Source organism: Devosia ureilytica, assembly GCF_024273195.1.
Taxonomy (GTDB): domain Bacteria; phylum Pseudomonadota; class Alphaproteobacteria; order Rhizobiales; family Devosiaceae; genus Devosia; species Devosia ureilytica.
In genome coordinates this window covers 330,169-353,703 of record NZ_JAMZCU010000005.1, presented here as the reverse complement: position 1 = coordinate 353,703, position 23,535 = coordinate 330,169, and the positions used below count along the sequence as shown (strand labels likewise).

General features: G+C 63.2%; 23 protein-coding genes. 13 read left to right on the top strand and 10 right to left on the bottom strand.

Translation table 11 applies throughout. The features are described from left to right. Positions 1-43: 43 nt before the first annotated feature. Together NIM87_RS14945 and NIM87_RS14940 are read left to right on the top strand one after the other, a co-directional pair. The gene (locus NIM87_RS14945; protein ID WP_254675485.1) at positions 44-1,747 is read left to right on the top strand and encodes a sensor domain-containing diguanylate cyclase; all 1,704 of its coding nucleotides are present in this window, start codon (positions 44-46) and stop codon (positions 1,745-1,747) included. Between the two features lie 66 nt (positions 1,748-1,813). After that, entirely contained in the window at positions 1,814-2,860 is a 1,047-nt protein-coding gene (locus NIM87_RS14940; protein WP_254675484.1) for a DUF3298 domain-containing protein, read from the top strand. Here the strand turns inward: NIM87_RS14940 and NIM87_RS14935 are convergent. Continuing rightward, entirely contained in the window at positions 2,857-3,159 is a 303-nt protein-coding gene (locus NIM87_RS14935) for a GNAT family N-acetyltransferase (RefSeq protein WP_408640083.1), read from the bottom strand. The two genes, NIM87_RS14940 and NIM87_RS14935, sit on opposite strands and share 4 nt — an antisense overlap. A 16-nt stretch (positions 3,160-3,175) precedes the next feature. Further along, positions 3,176-3,745 carry a tetratricopeptide repeat protein gene (locus NIM87_RS14930; RefSeq protein WP_254675483.1) on the bottom strand — a complete coding sequence of 190 codons (570 nt, stop codon included), beginning with the start codon at positions 3,743-3,745 and terminating at the stop codon, positions 3,176-3,178. A gap of 134 nt (positions 3,746-3,879) precedes the next feature. On the opposite strand from NIM87_RS14930, the gene NIM87_RS14925 reads away from it, so the two are divergent. Continuing rightward, entirely contained in the window at positions 3,880-4,266 is a 387-nt protein-coding gene (locus tag NIM87_RS14925) for a RidA family protein (RefSeq protein WP_254675518.1), read from the top strand. A 284-nt stretch (positions 4,267-4,550) separates the two neighbouring features. On the opposite strand, the gene nadA is transcribed toward NIM87_RS14925, so the two are convergent. Then, positions 4,551-5,618: a quinolinate synthase NadA gene (gene nadA, locus NIM87_RS14920; protein ID WP_254675482.1), complete on the bottom strand. Its 1,068-nt coding sequence runs from the start codon at positions 5,616-5,618 to the stop codon at positions 4,551-4,553. Positions 5,619-5,792: 174 nt separating this feature from the next. Here nadA and eda point away from each other — a divergent pair, with 174 nt between their 5' ends. From eda to NIM87_RS14900, 4 genes are read left to right on the top strand one after another with little or no spacing between them, the layout of a single operon-like run. Beyond that, positions 5,793-6,428: a bifunctional 4-hydroxy-2-oxoglutarate aldolase/2-dehydro-3-deoxy-phosphogluconate aldolase gene (gene eda, locus NIM87_RS14915; protein WP_254675481.1), complete on the top strand. Its 636-nt coding sequence runs from the start codon at positions 5,793-5,795 to the stop codon at positions 6,426-6,428. Positions 6,429-6,433: 5 nt separating this feature from the next. Then, positions 6,434-7,153, top strand: coding sequence for a molybdate ABC transporter substrate-binding protein (gene modA, locus NIM87_RS14910; RefSeq protein WP_254675480.1), 720 nt, complete (start codon positions 6,434-6,436; stop codon positions 7,151-7,153). Beyond that, the gene (modB, locus tag NIM87_RS14905; RefSeq protein ID WP_254675479.1) at positions 7,153-7,830 is read left to right on the top strand and encodes a molybdate ABC transporter permease subunit; all 678 of its coding nucleotides are present in this window, start codon (positions 7,153-7,155) and stop codon (positions 7,828-7,830) included. Before modA ends, modB begins: the two co-directional genes overlap by 1 nt. A gap of 56 nt (positions 7,831-7,886) precedes the next feature. After that, positions 7,887-9,059, top strand: a complete 1,173-nt coding sequence (locus tag NIM87_RS14900; protein ID WP_332017529.1) for an alpha-hydroxy acid oxidase — start codon at positions 7,887-7,889, stop codon at positions 9,057-9,059. Here NIM87_RS14900 and NIM87_RS14895 read toward each other — a convergent pair. The 3 genes from NIM87_RS14895 to NIM87_RS14885 form a co-directional block, all read right to left on the bottom strand. After that, positions 9,056-9,856, bottom strand: coding sequence for an anti-sigma factor family protein (locus tag NIM87_RS14895; protein WP_254675477.1), 801 nt, complete (start codon positions 9,854-9,856; stop codon positions 9,056-9,058). The genes NIM87_RS14900 and NIM87_RS14895 overlap by 4 nt on opposite strands. After that, on the bottom strand, positions 9,853-10,359 hold the full coding sequence (locus NIM87_RS14890) for a sigma-70 family RNA polymerase sigma factor (protein ID WP_254675517.1): 507 nt from the start codon (positions 10,357-10,359) through the stop codon (positions 9,853-9,855). The genes NIM87_RS14895 and NIM87_RS14890 overlap by 4 nt, the downstream gene beginning before the upstream one ends. A gap of 96 nt (positions 10,360-10,455) precedes the next feature. Further along, positions 10,456-10,848 carry a COG4315 family predicted lipoprotein gene (locus tag NIM87_RS14885; RefSeq protein WP_254675476.1) on the bottom strand — a complete coding sequence of 131 codons (393 nt, stop codon included), beginning with the start codon at positions 10,846-10,848 and terminating at the stop codon, positions 10,456-10,458. A 245-nt stretch (positions 10,849-11,093) separates the two neighbouring features. Between NIM87_RS14885 and NIM87_RS14880 the strand changes: the two genes are divergently transcribed. Both NIM87_RS14880 and NIM87_RS14875 read left to right on the top strand, forming a co-directional pair. After that, positions 11,094-12,194, top strand: a complete 1,101-nt coding sequence (locus NIM87_RS14880; protein ID WP_254675475.1) for a TRAP transporter substrate-binding protein — start codon at positions 11,094-11,096, stop codon at positions 12,192-12,194. Positions 12,195-12,456: 262 nt separating this feature from the next. Beyond that, positions 12,457-14,079: an ABC-F family ATP-binding cassette domain-containing protein gene (locus NIM87_RS14875; RefSeq protein ID WP_254675474.1), complete on the top strand. Its 1,623-nt coding sequence runs from the start codon at positions 12,457-12,459 to the stop codon at positions 14,077-14,079. A gap of 12 nt (positions 14,080-14,091) precedes the next feature. Here the strand turns inward: NIM87_RS14875 and NIM87_RS14870 are convergent, their stop codons facing one another. The 3 genes from NIM87_RS14870 to NIM87_RS14860 form a co-directional block, all read right to left on the bottom strand. Next, entirely contained in the window at positions 14,092-16,290 is a 2,199-nt protein-coding gene (locus NIM87_RS14870) for a putative bifunctional diguanylate cyclase/phosphodiesterase (RefSeq protein ID WP_254675473.1), read from the bottom strand. Positions 16,291-16,491: 201 nt separating this feature from the next. After that, the gene (locus NIM87_RS14865; protein WP_254675472.1) at positions 16,492-17,880 is read right to left on the bottom strand and encodes a TRAP transporter large permease; all 1,389 of its coding nucleotides are present in this window, start codon (positions 17,878-17,880) and stop codon (positions 16,492-16,494) included. Continuing rightward, positions 17,880-18,458 (bottom strand): TRAP transporter small permease subunit, encoded by a 579-nt coding sequence (locus NIM87_RS14860; RefSeq protein WP_254675471.1) that lies wholly within the window; start codon positions 18,456-18,458, stop codon positions 17,880-17,882. Before NIM87_RS14860 ends, NIM87_RS14865 begins: the two co-directional genes overlap by 1 nt. Positions 18,459-18,720: 262 nt before the next feature. Between NIM87_RS14860 and NIM87_RS14855 the strand changes: the two genes are divergently transcribed. The 4 genes from NIM87_RS14855 (at position 18,721) to NIM87_RS14840 (ending at position 21,835) form a co-directional block, all read left to right on the top strand. After that, entirely contained in the window at positions 18,721-19,665 is a 945-nt protein-coding gene (locus NIM87_RS14855; protein WP_254675470.1) for a carbohydrate kinase family protein, read from the top strand. An 85-nt stretch (positions 19,666-19,750) separates the two neighbouring features. After that, positions 19,751-20,467, top strand: coding sequence for a cytochrome c biogenesis CcdA family protein (locus tag NIM87_RS14850; RefSeq protein WP_254675469.1), 717 nt, complete (start codon positions 19,751-19,753; stop codon positions 20,465-20,467). Between the two features lie 12 nt (positions 20,468-20,479). Further along, positions 20,480-20,890 carry a thioredoxin family protein gene (locus NIM87_RS14845; protein WP_254675468.1) on the top strand — a complete coding sequence of 137 codons (411 nt, stop codon included), beginning with the start codon at positions 20,480-20,482 and terminating at the stop codon, positions 20,888-20,890. Between the two features lie 69 nt (positions 20,891-20,959). Beyond that, positions 20,960-21,835, top strand: coding sequence for a c-type cytochrome (locus tag NIM87_RS14840; protein WP_254675467.1), 876 nt, complete (start codon positions 20,960-20,962; stop codon positions 21,833-21,835). Here the strand turns inward: NIM87_RS14840 and NIM87_RS14835 are convergent, their stop codons facing one another. Continuing rightward, a complete protein-coding gene (locus tag NIM87_RS14835; RefSeq protein ID WP_254675466.1) occupies positions 21,836-23,422 on the bottom strand; it encodes an L-aspartate oxidase in 1,587 nt (528 codons plus the stop codon). It lies immediately after the preceding gene. Positions 23,423-23,535 lie beyond the last annotated feature (113 nt).

Here is a 23,535-nt window from a genome sequence, read left to right as displayed (position 1 = left end):
TCTCAAGATTGGTCGTCGCATTGCCGATACCCTGTCCCTGAGGGTGTTGCTGTTTGTGCTGCTCGGCTTTGCCGCCGTGGCCGCGCCGGCTTTTGTTGCGCTCAATTGGGTGGTCAATTCCACCGTCATCCAGCTTGGAACGCTGTTTGCTGAAAAGCAGGTGCTCTACGACCGGCACCGTGGGCTTGAGGCGCTCCTGCGCGAGGTGTCGCTGGCCGAGACGCTGGCGGGCAGTCAGGCGATCCGCGACTGGGCGCTCGATGAGAGCAATTTGGCGCTGAAGCAGCGCGGTATCGCGGAGCTGGAGCACTATCGGCAGAGCTTTGCCGATCATTCCTATTTCTTCGTCATCGACCAAAGCGGCAATTATTATTTCAATGACGCTGCAAACGGCTATGCGGGGGATCAACTGCGCTATGCCGTCTCTCCCGGCAATCCCCGCGACGCCTGGTATTTTTCCACCAAGGCGCTGGGCGAAGGGTGCCACCTCAATGTCGACAACGACGCCAATCTGCGGGTGACCAAGGTCTGGATGAACTGCGTCATCCGCGAGGGGCGCCATGTGCTCGGTGTTTTGGGCACGGGCATTGATCTGTCGGCGTTCATCCAGGAAGTGGTCAATATCCCCCAGGTCGGGGTGACCTCGATGTTCGTTGACCGCCAGGGGCAGGTGCAGGCGCATCGCGACGAAAACCTGGTCAATCTGGCCAGCCTGTCCTCGGACATGCGCGACAAGCGCACGGTCTATTCGCTGGTCGATACCCCGGCCGACCAAGAAACCTTGCAGCAATTGATGACCAGTGTGGCCGCGGGCGGCGCGCTGGCACGATCGGCCTTTGTCTCGGTTGGCGGCCAGCAGACGCTGGTGGGCGTCGGCTATCTCGACAAGCTCGGGTGGTTCAATGTCACGCTGATGGACCTCGACGCGATCATCGACCGGCGGCTATTCCTGCCCATCGGGCTGTTGCTGCTGGCCGTCATGGTGCTGGTCGCGGTGTTGCTGATGCTGGTGTTCAAGCGGGCGGTGCTGGACCGGGTTGCGGCGCTGGAGGGCGTGGTGCGCAGCGCGCGCCAAGGCGATTACAGACCGGCCATCGGGATGGGCAGCGGTCAACAGGATGAAATCGGGCGGCTGGCCGCTTCGTTCACCGAAATGGCGGCGGCGGTTGACGACAATACGCGTCTGCTCGAGGCTCGGGTGCGCGAGCGCACCAGCGAACTCGAGCAATTGGCCTTCAAGGATGGACAGACCGGCATTCTCAACCGGCGCGGCTTTATCGCCGCGCATGCCGAGGTGGTGGTTTCGGCGGGGTATGGACTGCTGCTGGTCGATATCGACCGGTTCAAATCCATCAACGACCGCTATGGGCATGCCGCAGGCGACGCCGTGGTGCTTGAAGTGGCCCGCCGCATCAGCGCGGCCATCAGGAGCGGGGATCGGTGTGCGCGATGGGGCGGCGACGAATTCATAGTGCTCCTGCCCCAATGCACGCCCGAGCAGTTGCGCACGATCGCAGCGCGGGTCATGGCCGCAATCGACGAGCGCCCGATTGGTCTTGATAAAGAAGACGGGTCTATCGTGACGTCAGTGAGCGTTGGTGCCTGCCTTGCCGATGCGGGGGATAGCCTCGACGTCGCAACCGATATGGCGGACACCGCGCTCTATATGGCCAAGTCGCAGGGGCGCAATATGGTGGTGGTATTTGACGCCGACCTGATGGTGAGCGCGCGCAATGCCAAGGACTGAGGCCGGGTGACGGACCGGTTGCGGCGCGCTATCGTCCCAGGGTTACAGGCTTTTTGGGGGTGGGCGATGATCCGACTGATATTTGGTGCGGTGCTGTTTCTGGGTGGGATGGCGACGGCCAGCTCGCCGGCCCTTGCCGCCAGTTTTGACTGCACCAAGGCCGGCACGCCGTTCGAGCATGCGATCTGCGACACGCCAGAACTGTCGGCCGCCGATGACCGGTTGGCGCGGACTTATGCGACGGCCGTTGGCGGCTTGTCGGAAAAGGCACTCGGCGCAATTCGGACGAGCCAACGTGATTGGCTCGGCTTTGCGCGACGCGCCTGCACCCGTACGGCGGAGCCGCTGTCCAGTGGCCGCTATGATGCGCGCGGAACATCGTGCCTTGTCGACCTGTTCAACAGCCGGAGCCGGGCGCTGGAAACCTCGCGGATGCTGAACGGGATCAGGGTCTATCCGCTCGGGCGCTATTCGGCCCGCCCTGACCCCTATGAGGCGGACAATCCAGAGTCATACTGGCCGGTGGCCCAGCATGAAATGTCCATTGTGCAGATTGATGGCGATGACGCCCTTGCCGCGGCATTCAATGCGGCCGTGAGGGCCGAGGCGGATGACCTGGCGGGCGTTTCGGCGGAGGGATCCGAAGAGGTGTCGAGCGACGACAGCAGCGACACCAATTACGCGATAACCCTTGATGACGTGTCGGGCAATCGCGCCACCCTGCGGGTTGAAACCTATTGGTATGGGCACGGCGCGGCGCATGGAAACTATTCCATCTCGTTCCGGCATTACCTGCAGGCGGAAGACCGCTGGCTGGAGGCGCGGGACATCTTTGCCGGAAAGGGTTGGCAGAAGAAACTGCTCGAGCTGGCGGTGGAGGCGGCCAGGATCGAGCATGGCGACGCGCTTTGGCCCGATGATCTGGGCGACCTGACGGAAGTGGTTACGGACCCCGAGCGCTGGGATCTTTCCGATGCCTATGGCCTGCTGATCCAGTTCCAGCCCTACGAGATTTCGGCCTATGCCTATGGCGCGCCGACGGCCCGGGTGAGCTGGGAGGCGCTGGCCCCAATCCTGGCCGAGACAGCCGACAAATATCGCTACGGCTATTAGCCCAGCAGGTCATTCCACTCGGGGTGGCGGCGGAACTGCACCACGACATAGGGGCAGACCGGCGTGATCTTGAAGCCTTGCGCGCGGGCGTCGGCGATGGCGGCCTTGACCAGTTGCAGGGCAATGCCGCGGCCCTCAAAGGCCGGCGGCACGCCGGTGTGGTCGATGATCATGGGGCCGTCGCCTGACTTGCGATAGGTCATTTCCGCCTCGGCGCCGGGGGCGAGGCGAATGACATAGCGGCCACGGGTCGGACCTTCCTCACGGGTGATCTTGTAGTCGTCTTCGACCATGGTCATGCATTTCCTTAGGCGTTCAACTGCGGATTGGTGGCGGCACCAGCTCGGGGAAGAGGGCGCGTTCGGGCAGGAATGGATGGATCTTGAGAGCCTCCTTCATCGCCTCGAGCGCCTCTTCCCGTTTGCCTTGCGTGTGCAGGATCAGCGCCCGCCCGGCCATGGCGCCAAAATGGCGTGGCTCGCGCAGGAGCGTTTGTTCGATGTCGGCCAGTGACTCTTCATAGGCACCATTGAGGAACTGTGCGGTGGCCCGGAGGTTCCAGCCTTCGGCATAGTCGGGGAAATCCTCGATCAATGCGTCGATCAGCGGCAATTGGCTGGCCGGGCCGGACAATCCCCCAGCGCTCATGATCTGGGCGACGCGGGCGGCGATAACGGGATCGTCGGGCTGGGTCCAGATGGTCCATATCTGGACGGCAATGGCGCGGGCCGCAGGCTCATCGGTGGCGGCCGTCAGCTGGGCAAAGAGACGGTCGAGCTCGGCGGACTGGGCCGCGCCGCGGGTATAGGGCTGTGCAAGAACCATGGGTGCGGGCACAGCGGCCAGCAGCAGAGCAGCGATCACCAGAGCAGTCAATTTGTGCATCTCGAAAGCAAGTCTGACCCGATAATGGGCGCCCGGCAAGCGCATTCGCGCCCGCTCACGAGCGGTTGACAGGGCGCGCGGCGGCATGTGGGTTGGAGCCTGGTTCTATTGGAGACTATCCCGGCATGAGCGACTTGCTCCATCACATGATTTCATCCGGCCCCCGTCCGGTCGCGCCCTTCAGCCATGCGGTGGAGACCAATGGCTTTGTGTTCGTCACCGGGCAGATGCCGACGGATCCCGAAGCGCCGGATGCGCCGCTGCCCGAAGGGATCGAAGCGCAGACCCGGCGGGTAATGGCAAACCTTGAGATCGTGCTGGACGGAATCGGGCTGGGGCTCGAACATGTTGCCATGGCGCGGATCTATCTCACTCAGTTTGAGCGCGACTATGCGGCGTTCAACGCTATCTGGCCGACCTATTTTGAAGCTGGAAAGCTGCCTGCCCGCACCACTGTGGGGGTGACGGCGCTGGCCGTGGGGGCGCTGGTGGAGATTGATCTGGTGGTGAAGCGGCCGTGATGGGCATCGTGCCTGCTAGTGGTTAGATCATTTCACACTCAGGCTGACGCGGTTCCATCGCCTCCCTCCCCCTTGTGGGCTTCGACCCTTCCCGAAGGGCAAACCTCTCCGGTGGAGAGGTTTGAGGAGAGAAGGACCGAGGGTGGGGGTGTCGGCATGTACACTGGCTCGGTGTCTTTGGAGGTCGCGTCACCCCCACCCCAGCTTTGCCTGGGCCTGTCGGCCTAGCGTCGCTAGGGGGAGGGAGGAAAAAGGGCAGCGCGTTCAGCTAAACGTGAAACGGTCTAGTCGCCCTTGCGGCTTAATTCGATCATGCGTTCGACCGCGAGGCGGGCGGGGGCAATGATATCGGCGGGGATGGTGACTTCCTCGGTCATGGTGTGCAGCGACCAGAGGACGTTTTCGAGATTGATGCGCTTCATGTGCGGGCAGATGTTGCAGCCGCGCAGGAAGTCGACGCCGGTGGTTTCGGAGGCGACATTGTCCGACATCGAGCATTCGGTGACCATCACCACACGCGGCGGCTTGTTGGTCTTGACCCAGTCGATCATGGCGGCGGTGGAGCCGGCAAAATCGACGGCGTCGATGACCTCGGGCGGGCATTCGGGATGGGCGATGATCTTGGCCGTCGGATAGGCGTGGCGCAGCTCGGAAATGTCTTCGGCGGTGAAGGTTTCGTGGACCTCGCAGGCGCCGGCCCAGGTGATGACCTTCTTGTGCGTCTTCTTGGCGGTGTTCTGCGCCAGATATTGATCGGGGATCATGATGACGCTGTCGCCTTCGACGCGATTGACGATGTCGAGCGCGTTGGACGAGGTGCAGCAAACGTCGGTGACGGCCTTCACCGCAGCCGAGGTGTTCACATAGGTGACGACCGGCACGCCGGGATATTTGGCACGCATGGCCAGGATATCCTCGGCGGTGATGCTTTCGGACAGCGAACAGCCGGCGCGGCTGTCGGGGATGAGGACGGTCTTGTCGGGGTTCAGCAGCTTTGAGGTCTCGGCCATGAAATGGACGCCACACTGGACGATGACCGATTGCTTGACCCGCGTGGCCTCAATGGCCAGTTGCAGGCTGTCGCCCACCACATCAGCGACCCCGTGATAAATCTGCGGTGTCTGATAATTGTGGGCGAGGATGACCGCGTCCTTTTCCGCCTTGAGCCGGTTGATCTGGAAAATCAGCGGCGCATAGAAGGGCCATTCGATCTGGGGAATCTTGTCCTTGACCCGATCAAAGACCTTGTCGGTGGCACGCTCCACCGCCTTGGAAAACTTGAGATCGAAACTGTCGGCCAGGATGGCGCGGGCCTCGGCAAGCGGGGTCACCGCGTTGATCGTCTGTACCATCGGCTATCCCTCTGCCCCCCATCCGACCTGCTGGCTCCGTGAAGCGGTGGATGGTCAACGCTCCAGCGGGCGGAACCTAGGTATTTTCTCGCCCTAATTCAATGAAGGAGCTTGCAGGAAATTGGTCGGACGCCTAACCCTTCAGCGAATTCGCCATAGCCAAGAGACAAAGCCATGCCGCAGGACGCCAACGCCATCCGCTCCATTCTTTCGCTCGCTCCGGTGGTGCCGGTCATCATCCTGGACGATGTAGCGCAGGCGCGGCCGCTGGCCGAAGCGCTGGTGGCCGGTGGCCTGCCCGTGCTGGAAGTGACTTTGCGCACGCCCAATGCGCTCAAGGTGATGGAAGAAATGGCCAAGGTGAGCGGCGCCATCGTCGGCTCGGGCACGGTGCGCAATGGCGCGCATATGAAAAGTTCGGTGGATGCCGGCTGCCGCTTCATGGTGTCGCCCGGTGCTTCGCCGCGCCTGCTCGATGCGGCTGAGGACGTGGCCATTCCGCTGCTTCCCGGTATCGGCACCCCGACCGAGGCCATGGCCGCTGCCGAGCGGGGCTATTCGTTCCTGAAATTCTTCCCGGCCGAGGCCCTGGGCGGCGCGCCGGTGCTGAAAGCCTTTGCTTCGCCGCTGCCGGACATCACCTTCTGCCCGACCGGCGGCATCGACCCGGAAAAGGCCAAGGTCTATCTCGGCCTGCCCAATGTGATCTGCGTGGGCGGATCGTGGATCATGCCGGCGGACTCGCTGGCGAGCGGCGATTTCGCGCGCATCGAAGCGCTGGCCAAGGAAGCGAGTGCGCTCAGGGGGTGATCCCCATGCTGCGGCTAGTTGCGCTGCTGGCCCTGGTGCCAGCGCCGGCCGTGGCCGAGATGGTCAATGTCGCGGTGGCCGCCAATTTCACGGCCGTGTCGGAGCAACTGGCCGAGACGTTCGCGGCCTCGAGTGGGCATGAAGTGGTTTTGAGCTTCGGTTCGACCGGTCAGCTCTATGCCCAGATCAGCCAGGCGGCGCCGTTCGGGGTGTTTCTGGCGGCCGACACCGAGCGCCCCGAAAGGGCGATTGCCGAGGGGTTGGCGGTCGAGGGGAGCTTTTTCGTCTATGCCCAGGGGCGGCTGGCGCTTTATGGGCCAGGGCGCGATCTGGGAGACGGAAAGGTGGCGCTGGGCGGCGACTATGACAAGCTCGCGATCGCCGATCCGGGGGCAGCGCCCTATGGCGTGGCGGCGGTGGAGACGCTCAAGGCGCTGGGGCTTTATGACGCCATAGAACCCAGGCTGGTACGAGGCGAGACCATTTCGCAGACCCTGCAATTTGTCGACAGCGGCAACGCCGAACTGGGGCTGGTGGCCGCAAGCCAGGTGATGGGCAAGGCCGATCAATGGCTGGTGCCAGGCGAGTTGCATGCGCCCATCGCGCAGGGGGCGGTGCTGCTCAAGGCAGGCGAGGGCAATCGAGCGGCTTTGGCGTTTCTGGCGTTCCTGCGCAGCGACGCGGCGGTGGCGGTGATCGAGGCGGCGGGATATGGGGTGCCCTGATGGATATCGGCCCGCTCCTCTCTCCAATCCTGCTGACTTTGGCGATGGCACTGTGTGTCACGGTGATCCTTGTGGTCGTGGCGACGCCGATTGCCTGGTGGCTGGCACAGGGGCGCAGCAGGGGGCGGGAGGTGATCGGCGCTTTGGTGACGCTGCCGCTGGTGTTGCCGCCGACGGTGCTGGGTTTTTACCTGCTTCTGGCGCTGGGGCCGAGCGGGCCGGGCGGCTGGCTGGCTGGGCTGTCGGGTGCGCGGACGCTGGCGTTTTCCTTTGCCGGGCTGGTGATTGGCGGGGCGATTGCCTCGCTACCCTTCATGGTGCAGCCATTGCGCAACGCTTTTGGGGCCATCGAGACCGAGGTGCTGGAGGGGGCAGCGACCTTGGGGGCGTCATGGCTGCAACGCTTCTGGCGGATCGCCCTGCCGCTGGCGCGGCCCGGCTATCTGGTCGGCGCAATCATGAGTTTTGCGCATACGATGGGCGAATTCGGCGTGGTGCTGATGATCGGGGGCAATATCCCTGGCCAGACCAAGGTGCTGTCCATTGCCATCTACGACTTTGTCGAGCGGCTTGAATGGGACAAGGCCCATGTGCTGGCCGGTGGCATGGTGTTGCTGGGGTTTGTGGTGGTGTTCGCGACGCTCGTGGTCGGGCGAGATCGCCGCATTGACCACTAACATGTTAGTTGCTAGAGCAGTCCGCAGATAGCCCCGGAGCGCCCGCAATGACTGCCATCGACAAAGTTCTCACCGTTGAGGAAATGATGCGCCTGGCTCGGCGGCGGGTGCCCAAGATGTTCTTCGAATATGCCGATAGCGGGTCCTACACCGAGGGGACCTATCGGGAGAACGAGAGCGATTTTTCCAAGATCAAGCTCAACCAGAAGGTGGCGGTGAACCTTGAGGGCCGCAATCTCAAGGTCAAGATGCTGGGTCAGGAAATCGCCATGCCGGTGGCCATTGCCCCGGCGGCGACCGGCGGCATGCAGACGGCCGATGGCGAGATCAAGGCGGCAAAAGCGTCCGAGAAATTCGGTATCCCGTTTACGCTTTCGACCATGAGCGTCTGCTCGATCGAAGACATTGCCGAGAACACCAGCGCGCCGTTCTGGTTCCAGCTTTACGTGATGCGCGACCGCGACTTCATCAACCGGCTGATCGACCGGGCCAAGGCGGCAAAGTGTTCGGCGCTGGTGCTGACCATGGATCTGCAAATCCTCGGGCAGCGGCATAAGGACATCAAGAACGGGCTTTCCACCCCGCCCAAGTTCACGCCCTATTCCGTCTGGCAGATGATGCAGCATCCGCTCTGGTGCATGCGCATGCTGGGCACCAAGCGCCACACGTTCCGCAATATCGTTGGGCATGTCAGTGGTGATCACGACCTCGCCTCGCTCTCGGCCTGGACGGCCAGCCAGTTCGATCCGACGCTCAACTGGGCCGACGTCAAATGGATCAAGGAGCGCTTTGGCGGCCCGGTGATCGTCAAGGGCGTGCTCGACGCCGATGACGCGCAGGCAGCGGTTGACAATGGGGCCGACGCTATCGTGGTTTCCAATCATGGTGGGCGGCAGCTCGACGGGGCGCCGTCGACCATTCGGGTGTTGCCAGAGATTGTCGACCGGGTGGGCAATAAAACCGAGGTCTATCTCGATAGCGGCATTCGCATGGGCCAGGATGTGATCAAGGCGCTGGCCTATGGGGCGAAATCGACCTTTATCGGCCGGCCCATGCTTTATGGCCTGGGCGCTGGCGGCGAGGCGGGGGTGACCCGGGTGCTCGAGATCATCCGCAAGGAGATCGATACGACCATGGCGCTCTGCGGCGAGCGCGACATTCTCGATGTCGGGCTGCACAATATCTATTCCAACGACCTGCCGCCGCGGAACGCACCCAGGCGCGGCTAAAGCTCGCGATAGACCGGCGCCGGGGACGCGGGCGTCAACTGCGCGAAGACCACATTGGCCATGGCCTTGAGCGATTCGGCCGGCTGCGGGCCGACAATGGTGCAGGTGATGATGGCGCTGGCCCAATAAAGCGCATTGTCGTCGCCCAGCCGCACCAGTTCCAGCGCCGGCCCATCGACGCCGGTGGCGGGCGTGATGTAGAGCGTTACCCGCTCACCCGAAGCATCCTCATACATGAGCTGCGCAGCGCGGCCGCCGGGAATGGCGGGCGCCGGCAAGAGCCGCCCACCCAGGAAACTGAAGCCGGCGGTGGCCAGATCGGGCATGGCAAGGCCTGTCCCGAGGCGATTGGACAACCAGCTCGAGAGATGTTCGGTCTCGTCCCCGCTCACTTCCACGGCATGGCGGTTTTCGGCCACGAAAACGGTGTGGGCGCTGACCGCATCGGCGATGAGGCGATTGTAGAGTGCGGGATTGTCGGTTACCGGGCGCAGCAGCCAGCCGGCGGCCATTCCGATGCCAAGCACACCCACAATCATGGCGGCGCGCGTGGCGGTCTGCCAGCGGTTGCGAGATTGCGCCAGCGCCAGGCGGTGCGGATCGAGCCGGGACGGGACGGGCTCGGCAGCGGCTGGTGCGAACAGAGCCTGGATGGCACTGTTCTGGCGCTGCAACTGGGCCAGTTCGGCTGCCGCCTCCGGGTTGGCGGCCAGATAGGCTTCTACCCGGGCGCTGGCATCGGCATCGAGTTGGCCATCGGCAAATGCCATCAATGTGTCGCGGGTGATTTCCATCATTTGACCGACCTCAGATGCGGTTCCTGGGCTGCGCCCGTCAATTGCCGCAGGGTGGCACGAGCACGCCCCAACCGGCTCATCAGCGTGCCGAGGGGAATATCGAGAATAGTGGCAGCCTCGGCATAGGCGAGGCCTTCAAGAGTGATCAGCAGGAGCACTTCCTTCTGTTCAAGCGGCAAGGTGTCGATGGCGCGCGACAGCTCGGCCAGGGCAACATAGCCCGGCTGCGGTGCGGGCGTACCCAGCTCGGGCAGGGCATCAAGATCCAGGGTCTCGCCGCGGCGGTACTCGCTGCGACGCGCATTGCGGTGCAGATTGGTCAGGATGGTGAAGAGCCAGGAGCGCATCGGGCCGGTGGGGCGAAACAGCCCCCGCCTCGAAATGGCGCGCTCCAGGCAATCCTGAACCAGATCATCGGCGCGGTCGATATTGCGGGTGAGCGCGCGAGCGTAGCGGCGCAGGGCCGGTACACAGGTTTCGAGCTCATCCAGAAAATCGGCCACGAGATCACTCGGCATTGGCCCTTCGAGCGTAGCTCTGCGGGCGTTCGGCGCTAGAAACGGTCCAGCGGACCGTTTCTCACTGCGAGACGCGTCTCACTATTCAATGGCAAGATGCCAGACACCGCCGACGCCGTCACCCTTGATGTCGCCGGGGGCTGCATCCTCGACCCAGTAGTAGAGCGGCATGGACTTATAGGCCCACATCTTGGTGCCATCGGTGCGCTCGACCACGGAGAAGTCACCCTCGGCCACGGCATCGGCATCGGCAAACAGCGGCGGCCATTTTTCGGCGCAGGCGTCATAGCAATTGGAGACGCCGGCGGTGTCCTTGTCGAAGATGTAGAGCGTCATGCCGTTGAAATCGGTGAGCACCATCTGACCACCGATGTCGGTCGACACGACATCGCCGCCCAGATATTCGGCGGACAGGGCCGGGGTGGCGAGCAAAGCGAGCGCAGCGGCGCCAGCGAGAAGCGAACGGAAATGCATGGGGTAGTCCCTCCTGTTGCGGGCCACGATTGCGGCCTCGGAAGGACAAACACCGCCGGGCGGCGATTAATCCCGAGGGCGGCGAATATTTTCCTGTCAGCGTGATGTTCGGGAAATTGCTATGGCGCGCAACAACATGCTGGACAGATGGGACGCGGATTGATTTGTTAGCGCCCAAGCGCCTTGAGCTCGTGCCAGAGCCCCTGGTGAAACAATATTTTGTCAGTCTATCGGGAGGATACCCAATGAAAAGACGCGAGTTCTTCAAGCAGGCATCGGTTGCTACCATCGGCGCCGCCGCTGCGGCAACGCTGGCCACGCCTGCGATTGCCCAGGGCAATATCACCTGGCGCATGGTCACCACCTGGCCCAAGAACTTTCCGGGCCTGGGCGTTGGCGCCCAGAAGTTGGCTGATCGCATCACCAAGGCTTCGGGCGGTCGTCTGACCGTGCAGGTGTTTGCCGCTGGCGAAATGGTGCCGGGCCTGCAGGCCCTCGACGCCGTCATCGACGGTTCGGCCGAAATGAGCCATGGCGCCGCCTATTACTGGCAGAACAAGAGCCAGGCGCTCTCGTTCTTTACCGGCGTGCCCTTCGGCATGACCAACCGTGAGCTGGGCGCCTGGGTGCGCTATCTCGGCGGCCAGGAAATCTGGGACAAGATTTATGACCAGTTCGGCCTGCAGGGTTTCCTCTCGGGTGATACCGGCACTCAGGCCGGCGGCTGGTTCAAGAACGAGCTGACCGGCGTGGCCGATGTGCAGGGCCTGCGCTTCCGCACCCCCGGCCTTGGTGGCCAGGTGTGGGCAAAGCTGGGCGCTTCGGTGACCAATCTTGCCGCGGGCGAAATCTTTGCGGCGCTGCAGTCGGGTACGCTCGACGCTGCCGAATTCGTTGGCCCCTATAACGATCTGGCCCTGGGCTTCCACCAGGTTGCCAAGAACTACTACTTCCCAAGCTTCGTCGAGCCGGGTCTGGCCACCGAAGTGGTGGTCGACAAGGCCAAGCTGGCCGAGCTGCCCGAAGATCTGCAGGAAATCGTCCGTATCGCCGCCCAGGCCTCGTATGACGACGTGTCCTCGGACATGTATGCCAACGACCCGCGCGCGCTGCAGGCCCTTGTTTCCGAGCACGGCGTCAATGTGCGCCAGTTCCCGGAGGAAATCATCGAAGCCGGCGCCAAGGCGTCGATGGAGCTGATTTCGGAAATCCGTGAAGGCGGCGACGCTCTCACCAAGGAAACCGCCGAGAGCTTCATTTCCGCGCTCAACCTGCTGCGCACCCGCACCGAGGGCACGGACATGCCGTTCCTGGTGGCTCGCGAAAAGTACATCAAGTACGAATAATCGCGCCGGGCAGATTACCGCCCTTTGATCTACGCTCTCAGGGCCCCATCGCTTCGGCGGTGGGGCTTTTTGCTTGAGGCATGGCTGCCTGGCGGTGAGGCGGCTTGCCGCGCGCGGCTGGGAATGCTTTAGGAGCGCATCCTGTCGATCCATCGCATCATCGTGATCGGCATCCCCCATCCTCAATCCCTCCCTGCAAGGGGAGGAAGACGCAGGTGCCCAACGTGCGGTGCCATGATGTGACTGAGAGACGTCCTCCCCCATGATCAAGCTCGACAATATCTCCAAGCAGAACGGCAAGCAGATTGTCTTTATTGAAGCGTCTGCGTCGCTGCAAAAGGGCGAAAAGATTGGTCTGGTAGGCCCGAACGGGGCCGGCAAGACGACGCTTTTTCGGATGATGACGGGCGAGGAAGCCCCCGATGAGGGCCAGGTTTCGGTCGATCGCGGCGTTTCCATTGGCTATTTCAGCCAGGACGTCGGCGATATGCACGGGCGCCCGGTGGTCAATGAGGTGATGAACGGGGCCGGCCCGGTCAGCGAGATGATGGCTGAAATGGCCGAACTGGAAGCGGCCATGGCCGACCCGGACAAGGCCGACGAGATGGACGCCATCATCGAGCGCTATGGCGAGGTGCAGGGGCGTTTCCAGGAGCTGGACGGCTATTCGCTGGATGGGCGGGCGCGCGAAGTGCTGGCGGGTCTCGGCTTTTCAGCCGAGATGATGGATGGCGACGTGGGCGCGCTCTCGGGCGGCTGGAAAATGCGGGTGGCGCTGGCGCGGATCCTGCTGATGAAGCCCGATGTGCTGCTGCTCGACGAACCGAGCAACCATCTGGACCTTGAAAGCCTGATCTGGCTGGAAAATTTCCTCGGCGCCTATACGGGCGCATTGTTGATGACGTCGCATGACCGCGCCTTCATGAACCGCATCGTCAACAAGATCATCGAGATCGATGCCGGCACGCTCACCAGCTATACCGGCGACTATGAATTCTATCAGGGCCAGCGCGAGATTGCGGACCGCAACCAGCAGGCCCAGTTCGAGCGGCAGCAGGCGATGCTGGCCAAGGAAATCGCCTTTATCGAGCGCTTCAAGGCGCGCGCCAGCCATGCCGCCCAGGTGCAGAGCCGGGTGAAGAAGCTCGACAAGATCGACCGGGTGGAACCGCCGAAGCGCCGCCAGGTCGTGGCGTTCGAATTCCGCCCGGCGCCGCGTTCGGGCGAGGACATCGTGCGGGTCGAGGGGGTCAAGAAGGCCTATGGCAGCCGTTCGATCTATGACGGGCTCGACTTCCATGTGCGGCGGCGCGAGCGCTGGTGCATTCTGGGCGTCAATGGCGCCGGAAAATCGACCCTGCTCAAGCTCGTGACCGGGGCGGCGCAGCCGGACGCGGGGAGCATTTCACGCGGGCCAAGCGTCAAGCTGGGCTATTTCGCCCAGCATGCCATGGATGTCATCGACGGCGATCAGACGATTTTCCATACGCTGGAGACACACTTCCCGCAGGCAGGGCAGGCGCCGCTGCGCGCATTAGCGGGGTGCTTCGGTTTTTCGGGCGACGATATCGAAAAGAAGTGCCGGGTGCTGTCGGGGGGCGAAAAGGCGCGACTGGCCATGGCGCTGATCCTGTTCGATCCGCCCAATTTCCTGGTGCTGGACGAGCCGACCAACCATCTCGACATCCAGACCAAGCAGATGCTGATCGAGGCGCTCTCCAATTTCGAGGGCACCATGCTGTTCGTCAGCCACGACCGGCACTTCCTGGCGGCGCTTTCCAATCGCGTGCTGGAGCTGACGCCAGAAGGGCCGCATGCCTATGGTGGTGGCTACACCGAATATGTACAGGCCACCGGGCAGGAAGCGCCGGGGCTGCGGGGATAGGCAGCGGGCCGATCAGCCCGCCTTGGCCCAGTCCGCTTCCTCGATCAATTCCTCAAGCCTGTCGGCGGTGACAGGGCGGGACAGAAGATAGCCCTGGAGCTGATCGCAGGCGAGGTCCGTCAGTGCCGTTCGCTGCTGCTCGGTTTCGACGCCCTCGGCGGTCACCTTCATGCGCATCGCCCGGGCCAGATCGATGATCGAGCGCACTATGCTGTCGACTTCCATATCGATGCCCATCTGCGCCACGAAGGATTGATCGATCTTGAGCTTGTCCACGCCGTAGGTGCGCAAATAGCTGATCGAGGAATAGCCGGTCCCAAAGTCATCCAGGGCGACGCGGATGCCATGCTGACGCAGCCGCCGGAGCGTGTGTTGCACGCTTTGCGAGTTCTGCAGCAGCAGTCCCTCGGTAATTTCGAGTTCAAGACGCTCAGGGGTGACGGCCAGGTCCTTGAGCAGGGCGAACACTTCATCGGCAAAGCGCGGATCGCGGAACTGCACGGGCGAGACATTGACCGCGACCCAGGGCAGGGTGGAGTGCTTAACAAAGCCGATGGCCTCGCGCAGCACCCAAAGTCCCAGATTGTCGATCAGGCCGCGCTCCTCGGCGATGTTGATGAAGACGTCGGGCGACAATCTGCCCTTGGTGGGATGATCCCAACGCACCAGTGCCTCGGCGCCCAGGATCCGTGCCGATTGGCTGGAAAAGATCGGCTGGTAGACCAGGTTCAGGCCGGTGCCATCGTGCAGCGCGGTCCGCAGATCAATCTCGATGCTCCGCCGTTCCCGCACGATCTGATCGAGCTCTCCGGCAAAGACTTCGACCCGGTTGCGGCCGCTGGCCTTGGCCTCGTAGAGCGCGATGTCGGCCTTGCGCACCAGGTCGGCTGCGTCGTCCTTGAGCTCGCCGCAGCAAACAATGCCTACGCTGGCACTGATGGAGACTTCATGCCCATGAAGGTCAAAGGGGCGGCTCAGTTCTTCCAGAATCAGATCGCCAAGATGCAACGAATCCTCGATGCGGGTCACATTGACCTGGATGATGGCAAACTCGTCGCCACCCAGCCGGGCCACGGTGTCGGCTTCCGAAATCAGGCTGGACAGGCGCATGGCGACTGTTCGGATGAGTTCGTCGCCCGAGGGGTGGCCGAGCGTGTCGTTGATGGTCTTGAAACGATCAAGATCGATCATGTGCAAGGCCAGTTTGATACCGGACTTGCGATGTTCGGCGATGGCGCGTTCGAGCCGGTCCTCGAACAAGGCGCGATTGGGAATGCGCGAGAGCGGGTCATGGTAGGCGAGGTAGAGGGCCTCGGCTTCGCTCAATTCCAGTCGTGCCGCGGTCCGCTGCAGGCGGAACAGCAGCAGGGTCAATGCAATCACGATAAATACGGCGGTCAGGACCATGACCGGCAGCGTTTCAACCAGCATCTGCAAGGCAGGCCGGAAGGGGGTCCAAACCAATTCGCCGACCTTGCTGCCCGCAGAGTTCAAAACCGGGATGCTGGCCTGGTCGGGGCCCAGGATCGGCGCGGTCTCGAAATAAACATTGTCGATGCCGAAATGCTCCGCGATTGCGTCGGTTACGCTCTGATCGATCTGCTTGATGGAAACATGCAGGAATTCGGTGCCCGGAGCCTGCGGCACCGCCGTGGCGTCGCCGGGAACCACGGGGCGGATGCTGACGATGGCAACCGAGCCATCGGAAAGCGGCACGCGGTCCAGGATTCCCAGACCGGTGATGGCCGGCGTTGACTCGGTTAGGCCGATAGAGGCCGCCTGCATTTCGGCACGCAGTTCTTCGACCAGCGGGGCAACGGCAGCGCGGTCAAACTCGAAGGCGGACAAGGGCTGTTTTGTCCCATAGCGCACGGCCCGCATCGGTTCATCGTTCGGCCCCAGGATATAGACCCGGTCGTGGGCAAAGTACTCACTCACCCATTCGGCAAGGTTCTCGGCAAGCCAGGCATCGTTGTTTTCGCGCAGGTTGAGGACTGCGTCGTCCCAGATGGCGGACGAATCCTGTTCAATGGGAATGCGTTCTTCGATTTCCTCCAGCCCGGCCGCGAGCAAATGGGCCTGGCGTTGCAGTGCATTCTCGTCAATTCGACCTGCAGCCCAGAAACTGACCGCAAAAACCAGCGCAACGAACACGACTGTCGTCAGCAGGATGAGCGATCTGAGGCGGCGTGAGAACGATTTCTGAAACACGGGGCAACCAGCCAATACTGTCTTTGGCCTATTGTGCCCGAGCGGAACTTAAGAAGTGCTCTGTGAGCCTGGTTAATGGTCCCCGCGCAGTTTTACGGCAATTGCGCCTATTTCAAAGGCCGAGGGCCGGACGGTTTTCCATCCGGCCCTCGTTCATTTCAGCGCTGCGCGCTCCCCTGAGCGCAGCCTTGCGCGCGGTTCCTAGTACAGCAAGTCAGGCAGCCAGGTGATCAGCTGCGGGAAGACAAAGAGAATGCCGATGCCAATCAGCTGCAGGATCACGAAGGGGACGGCGCCGCGGTAGATCGAGCCCGTGGAGACCGAATTGGGTGCCACGCCGCGCAGGTAGAAGAGGGCGAAGCCGAAGGGCGGGGTGAGGAAGCTGGTTTGCAGGTTCACGCCCACCATGACACCGAGCCAGATCGGATCGACATTGAGCGCCAGGAGCACCGGGGCGGTGATCGGGATGACGATGAAGATGATCTCAAAGGTGTCGAGGATGAAGCCGAGGAGGAACATGATCAGCATGACGATGACCATGGCCCCCATGGCGCCGCCCGGCATGGCGGAGAGGAATTCATGCACCAGATTGTCGCCGCCCATCATGCGGAAGACGATGGAAAACACCGCCGCGCCAAAAAGGATGATGAAGACCATCGAGGTGATGGTGGCGGTGGAAATGACGGCCTGACGCAGGATCGAGAAGTTGATGCGGCGGCGCAGCACGGCCAGCAGCATGGCGCCGACCGACCCGACCGAGGCGGCCTCGGTGGGCGTGGCGACGCCGCCCAGGATCGAGCCGAGCACGGCCATGATCAGCAAGAGCGGCGGTACCAGAGCGACAAAAACCTCGCGCAGCAGACCGGCCTTCTCGGCCTCCGGTACCGGCGTGGCGGGGGCCGATTCAGGGTCGGTGATCGCTTTGAAAATGATGAAGATGGCGTAGAGGGCGACCAGCAGCAGCCCGGGCAGAATGGCGCCGGCAAAGAGCGCGCCGACCGAGACAGGCTCGGGCGCGAAATTGCCCTTCTCCATCTGTACCTGGGCATTGATGCCGGCCAGCATGTCGCCCATGAAAATGAGGACGGTCGAGGGTGGAATGATCTGGCCCAGGGTGCCGGAGGCCGCGATGACGCCGGTGGCGAGCTTGGGATCGTAGCCGGCGCGCAGCATGGCGGGCAAAGAAATCAGGCCCATGGTGACCACGGTGGCGCCGACGACGCCGGTGGAGGCCGCAAGGAGCGCTCCCACCACGATCACCGACAGCGCCAGGCCTCCGCGCAGATTGCCGAAGAGCTTGCCCATGGTGAGCAGCAATTGCTCGGCAATGCCGCTGCGCTCAAGAATGACGCCCATGAAGATGAAAAGCGGTACGGCGACCAGCACTTCATTGGTCATCAGGCCAATATAGCGCCCGGCGAGCGAGCCGTAGTTGGAGGGATCATAGACGCCCAGCCACCAGCCGATGAGACCGAAGATCAACGCCGTGCCGGCAAGCGAAAAGGCCACCGGAAAGCCCAGCATGAGCACGCCGATGACGCCAAAGAACATGACGGCGGAGAGGATCTCGCCAAGAAGTACGGGATCCATCAGGCAATCTCTCCGGCAGGATGATCGTTGTCGTCGGGGTTTTCATAGCGCAGGTGCGCGGGCAGGAGATCTTCCTTGCCGGCCAGCACCAGAATGGAACGAGCCGCCATGGCAAGACCCTGCAGGCCGACGAGCACTGCGAACAGCAGAATGAAGCTCTTGAGGATGAACAGGCCCGGCATGCCGCCGATATTGGCCGAGCCCTCGTGATAGCCCCAAGAGCGGGCTACCGCCGTAAAGGCATAGGTCCAGACCACATAGACGAAGGGCAGCAGGAAGAGGAAAACGCCGATCAGGTCGGAGATGGCTTTGCGGCGTACGCTGGCGGGACGGTAGAACACATCGACGCGCACATGGTCGTTGCGCATCAGGGCAAAGCCGGCAACGCCGGTGAACATGGCGCCGCCCAGCCACACATAAAGATCCTGCATCCACAGGGTCGAGGTGCTGAACGCATAGCGCTGCACCACCACGGTGAAGCAGACCAGCACACAGGCCAGTGCCAGCCAGCTGAGAACCTGACCGACCAGCCAGTTGATAGCGCTGATCAACCGGACCAGCACAGCGAGCGCCTGCATCTGCGCCTCCCCCGTTTCCAGACTCTTTCCCGTTGTTGCGCTTCCGATCCCCGGTCAGGTCTGACGACCAAACCAGCAACCGTTTTCCCGAAGTGCTCCATCGTCGGCGCTTTGACGCGCCTTTTCGATGAACCGATTGAGCATTATCCGTTCGGTGGGTCAACTTGATACGGCGGAAAAGCGGGCCTTTGCCGCACCAAAGTGGTGACTTCTGATACCAAAGTGGTATGCACCGGCAAACATGAGGCAAAGGGAGTTGGGCATGTTTGTTGTCGGGGGGGAGAGCCTTATTGATCTGGTGCCGGTCTCGGCAGCGCCGGGAGCGGAGCGCGTGGCCCATGCGGGTGGCTCGCCGTTCAATTGTGCCATTGCCCTGTCACGGCTTGGAAACCCCACCGGATTCTTGTGTCCAATCAGCCAGGATGAATATGGCGACCTGCTGCTCAGGCCCCTGGCCGACGCCGGGGTCGCCGTATTGCTCGACGAGCGTGTCGCTGCGCCCACCACCAAGGCCATCGTCAGCTTCAACGCCAAGATGCAGGCGAGCTATATATTCGAGCGGGGCGCCGACCGGGCCTTTACCCGAGAGAGCCTGATGGCGGCATTGCCCGAGACGGTCGAGCTCTATCAGATTGGCGGCTTTTGCCCGATCCTGGCCGAGGATGCAGCGATCTGGACCGACGTGGTCAAGGCGGCAGCCCAGCGCGGCGCGACGCTATCGTTCGACATCAATGTCCGCGACAAGCTGGTGGACGACGAGGCCGGCTATCGCGCGCGGCTGTCGGGCTTTCTCGATCTGGCGCATCTGGTCAAGCTTTCCGAAGAGGACCACGAATGGCTGCGGCCGGGGATGAGCATCCAAGACCATGCCGCAGAACTGCTGGCGCGGCCCAATTGCGAACTGGTTGTGGTGACACTGGGCGAAGAGGGCAGCCGGGCGTTTTCGCGCAGCGCCACTGCGCAGGCGCCGATTTTTTCGCCGCCGGTATTTGGTGACACGGTGGGTGCAGGCGACAGCCTGATGGCCGGCATTCTCACCTGGCTGGGCGAGGCCGGCGCACTCAAGGTTGGTGGGCTTGCTGGATTGGACGAAAGCCAGCTCAAGGACATGCTGGCCTTTGGAGCCGTCGTTGCGGGCATCAATTGCGGCCGGAAGGGTTGCCAGCCTCCCAGCCGCGCCGAAGTTGACGCCGTGCTGGCCGGCTGAATTCACACCCAATTGAACCCCGCGCTGTAACCGAAGAGCGCGTTTTGCCGTATGGCAATGGAACGCATATTTTCGGGAGGCGGATTTGCTTGATCTGGCGCTGGCCTTTGCTGCCGGTCTGTTGACGCTGATCAATCCCTGCGTGTTGCCGCTTTTGCCGCTGATCGGCGCCAGTGCGCTGGCGCGACACCGTTTGGCGCCGCTGGCCATGGCCGGGGGGATGGCGATCAGCTTTACGCTGGCGGGGCTCGGGGCCTTTGCGCTGACCCGGGCACTGGGATTGCCGCAGGACGCCATTACGCTGGGCGCCGGATGGGCGATGTTGGGCTTTGGCCTTATTATGCTGACCCCACCGCTACAGGCGCGGTTCTCGCGGCTGGCCGGGGCAACGGCCAGCGGCAGCACGCGACTGCTGGGACAGGTCGAGGGCCGGGGGCTGTGGGGCGAGGCGGCAGCCGGGGCGCTCCTGGGCCTGGCCTGGTCGCCCTGCATCGGGCCAACCCTGGGTGGCGCCATCGGGCTGGCCGCGCAGGGCGAGGACCTGTTTTACGCCGGGCTGGTCATGAGCTTTTTCGCGCTGGGCGCGGCGAGCGTCGTGCTGGGGCTGGCCTATGGCACGCGTGCAGCGCTCTCGGGGCGCAGGGCCTTGCTGATGAGACTCGCGCCGCATGCCAAGACTGTACTGGGCCTTGGCCTTGTTGCGGTGGGGATCGCCATTGTCTTCCGCATCGATCGCCAGCTTGAAGCCTGGGCCCTTGGCGCCCTGCCGACCTGGCTCGTCGATCTTTCCGTCAGTCTTTAGGAGAAACCATCCATGATCCCCCGACGTCATCTGCTGGCCGGTCTTGCGGGCATCAGCGCCCTGGGGCTTTTTGCCGGCCCAAGCCTCGGCCTGGAGGTCATCGACTATACCGGCCCCGAGCTTGAGAGCCTGACGCAGAGCGGGACGCCGTATCTGATCGATTTTTATGCCACCTGGTGCGTAACCTGCGCTGCCCAGCAGCGGGTGCTGGACGCGCTTCAGGCCGAGAACGCCGCCTATCGCGCCATTCCGATCCTGCGGGTCGATTGGGACACTTATGGAAATGGCGAGCTGGCGCGGAACATGACTATTCCCCGGCGCTCGACGCTGGTGCTGATGCGCGGCACAACGGAACTGGGGCGCCTGGTGGCAGAAACCGGCAAGGATAGAATTGCTGAATTGCTTGACCTCGCAAGCTCTTGATTTGGCGGGTGATTGCGCCGCGCGATGACATCTGGTCTGGTCGGGCAATCAGGCAGATGCGGGGGTGGCATGAAGAAGAGCTGGTGGGCCCTGGCGGCTCTGACGGTGATCGGCGCCGCCGCAGCGGTTTTCTTTTTGAGGCCTGTCACAGGGCCAGAGCGTGACCTGACCCTGGTCGGCGATGTCGCGCGGGGGAATGATCTCATTCGCTTGGGCGGATGCGTCGCCTGCCACACCGATACCCAGAGCGGTCGTGCGGAACTTTCGGGTGGCGCCGGTCTGGCCACGCCCTTTGGTACCTTTGTGCCGCCCAATATCACCTCGGATCGGGTTGCCGGGATCGGGGCCTGGACGGTGCAGCAATTTTCCGACGCCATGAGCAATGGCATGGGTCCCGAGGGACACCTTTATCCGGCCTTCCCCTACGAAAATTATACGCTGATGAGCGACCAGGAGATTGTCGATCTCTATGCAGCGCTGATGGCGACCGAGCCGGTCAGCGCGCCGGCGGCCGAGAGCCAGATCCCTTTCCCGTTCAACATTCGCCTCGCCATGGCCGGCTGGCAGACCCTGTTCTTTACGCCGGAGCGGTTCGTGCCCGAAGTGGGACAGTCGGACACGTATAATCGCGGAAAATACCTGGCCTTCGGGCCCGCCCATTGTGTCGCCTGCCATACGCCGCGTAATGGTCTTGGCGCCCTGGAGTGGGACAAGGCCCTGACCGGTTCGCCAGGCGGCACGGGCGGACGAGCGCCCGACATCACCGCCGCAGCCCTGATGGAAGAAGGCTACGACGTCGCAACCCTGGTGCAGACGCTCAAGGACGGGTTCACGCCCGGCTTCGATGTATTGGGCGGCACAATGGGCGAGGTGATTACCAATTCCACCTCGCACTGGACCGATGAGGACCTGACGGCGCTGGCCACTTATCTTCTAACAGAGTGATCAGGCCCCGGCGCGGATTGCGAGGGCTTCATCCAGGGTCATTTCGGTGTGATGTTCCCAGCGCTCACTGGGCTCGGGGAAGTCGGTGCGGAAATGGCCGCCGCGGCTTTCGTTGCGCTTGAGGGCAGCGGCGGCGACCAGTGTGGCCGATGTGGTCATGTTGAGATAGGCGCTGGTGACCTGCTCGGCGGAGACTTCGAGATGAGCGATGCGCCGGAGCGCTTCCCTCAACCCTTGAGCATCGCGTTCGACCCCGACCAGATCACTCATGACCCGGCGCAGGTCCTGTACGGCAACGGTATTGCGCAACACGGTCTCGGCCTGGTTGCCTTCGGCCTCGTTCCATTCAATGCCCTTGAACGGGGCAAGATCGCGCTGCGGCTCGAGGCCGCCAATGTCTTCGGCGATGCGGGCGCCGTAAACCACGGCTTCGAGCAGGGAATTGGAGGCGAGCCGATTGGCGCCGTGGAGGCCGGTGCAGGAGGCTTCGCCGCAAACCCATAGACCAGGCAGGGAGGAGCGGCCGCGTTCGTCCACCTTGACGCCACCCATGTGGAAATGGGCAGCCGGCGTCACCGGGATCATGCCATTGACCGGGTCGATCCCGGCTTCGCGGCAATATCTGGAAACGGTCGGAAAGCGGTTGAGAATAGTGTCGCCCAGTGCGGCACGGGTGTCGAGAAACACCTGCCGGCCAGACTGGATCTGGCGGAAATTGGCGCGGGCGACGATGTCGCGGGGCGCCAGTTCGGCATCAGGATGGATGGCGGGCATGAAGCGCTCGCCAAGATCATTGACCAGAATGGCCCCCTCGCCGCGCAGCGCCTCGGTGGCAAGGGGCGCCGGATCGGCGCCAGTGGCGATGGCAGTGGGATGGAACTGCACGAATTCGGGATCGGCGATGATGGCGCCGGCGCGGGCCGCCATGCCCATGGCATGACCGCGCACGCCCGGGGGATTGGTGGTGACGGCATAGAGCCCGCCCAGACCGCCGGCGGCCAATATGGTGGCACGGGCGCGGATGAAGATGGGTTCGGAATAGCGGTCGCCCAGGCGGCGCCCGTAGATGCCGACGATGCGGCCATTGTCGCGCGCCAGGCTCAGCGCGGTGATGCCTTCGACCACGCGAATCGAGGGCGTGCGGCGCACCTGGGCGATGATGGCCTGCATGATCGCCCAACCGGCCCGGTCGCCCTCGACCTTGACGATACGATTGGCCGAGTGGGCGGCCTCTCGCCCCAGCTCGAAATTGCCGAAATCATCGCGATCAAAGGGCGTCCCCCAGCGGGCGAGATCTTCGATGCGCGCGACGGCTTCGGCAGTGACGCCCTCGGCGGTGCCATGATCGACAATGCCGGCGCCGGCCATTTCGGTGTCCTGGGCATGAGCACGCGGGCTGTCGCCCGCGCCAATGGCTGCCGCGACCCCGCCCTGGGCCCAGGCAGAGGAGGCGCCCATGCCCAGCGGTTTGGGCGAGAGCACGGTGACCGGACGTGGCGCAAGCTTGAGGGCCGTAAACAGACCCGCAAGGCCAGCACCGACGATCAGCGCTCCGTCGGCATTGAGCGTGTTGTCAAAGGTGGTCACGTGCGTCCTCCCATACCCATGAGCGCCATAGCGTTCCCACCCGCGCAGGACAAGCCAACAGGTGCGCTCAGCTTGCGCAAGGGCAAAAAAACCTCCTTTCGTCCTTGCTGACC

Coding starts and splice junctions, on each gene's coding strand:
- NIM87_RS14940 (WP_254675484.1), top strand. CDS start 1,814: ATGATCCGACTGATATTTGGTGCGGTGCTGTTTCTGGGTGGGATGGCG.
- NIM87_RS14935 (WP_408640083.1), bottom strand. CDS start 3,159: ATGACCATGGTCGAAGACGACTACAAGATCACCCGTGAGGAAGGTCCG.
- NIM87_RS14930 (WP_254675483.1), bottom strand. CDS start 3,745: ATGCACAAATTGACTGCTCTGGTGATCGCTGCTCTGCTGCTGGCCGCT.
- nadA (WP_254675482.1), bottom strand. CDS start 5,618: ATGGTACAGACGATCAACGCGGTGACCCCGCTTGCCGAGGCCCGCGCC.
- eda (WP_254675481.1), top strand. CDS start 5,793: ATGCCGCAGGACGCCAACGCCATCCGCTCCATTCTTTCGCTCGCTCCG.
- modA (WP_254675480.1), top strand. CDS start 6,434: ATGCTGCGGCTAGTTGCGCTGCTGGCCCTGGTGCCAGCGCCGGCCGTG.
- modB (WP_254675479.1), top strand. CDS start 7,153: ATGGATATCGGCCCGCTCCTCTCTCCAATCCTGCTGACTTTGGCGATG.
- NIM87_RS14895 (WP_254675477.1), bottom strand. CDS start 9,856: ATGATGGAAATCACCCGCGACACATTGATGGCATTTGCCGATGGCCAA.
- NIM87_RS14885 (WP_254675476.1), bottom strand. CDS start 10,848: ATGCATTTCCGTTCGCTTCTCGCTGGCGCCGCTGCGCTCGCTTTGCTC.
- NIM87_RS14880 (WP_254675475.1), top strand. CDS start 11,094: ATGAAAAGACGCGAGTTCTTCAAGCAGGCATCGGTTGCTACCATCGGC.
- NIM87_RS14875 (WP_254675474.1), top strand. CDS start 12,457: ATGATCAAGCTCGACAATATCTCCAAGCAGAACGGCAAGCAGATTGTC.
- NIM87_RS14865 (WP_254675472.1), bottom strand. CDS start 17,880: ATGGATCCCGTACTTCTTGGCGAGATCCTCTCCGCCGTCATGTTCTTT.
- NIM87_RS14860 (WP_254675471.1), bottom strand. CDS start 18,458: ATGCAGGCGCTCGCTGTGCTGGTCCGGTTGATCAGCGCTATCAACTGG.
- NIM87_RS14855 (WP_254675470.1), top strand. CDS start 18,721: ATGTTTGTTGTCGGGGGGGAGAGCCTTATTGATCTGGTGCCGGTCTCG.
- NIM87_RS14845 (WP_254675468.1), top strand. CDS start 20,480: ATGATCCCCCGACGTCATCTGCTGGCCGGTCTTGCGGGCATCAGCGCC.
- NIM87_RS14840 (WP_254675467.1), top strand. CDS start 20,960: ATGAAGAAGAGCTGGTGGGCCCTGGCGGCTCTGACGGTGATCGGCGCC.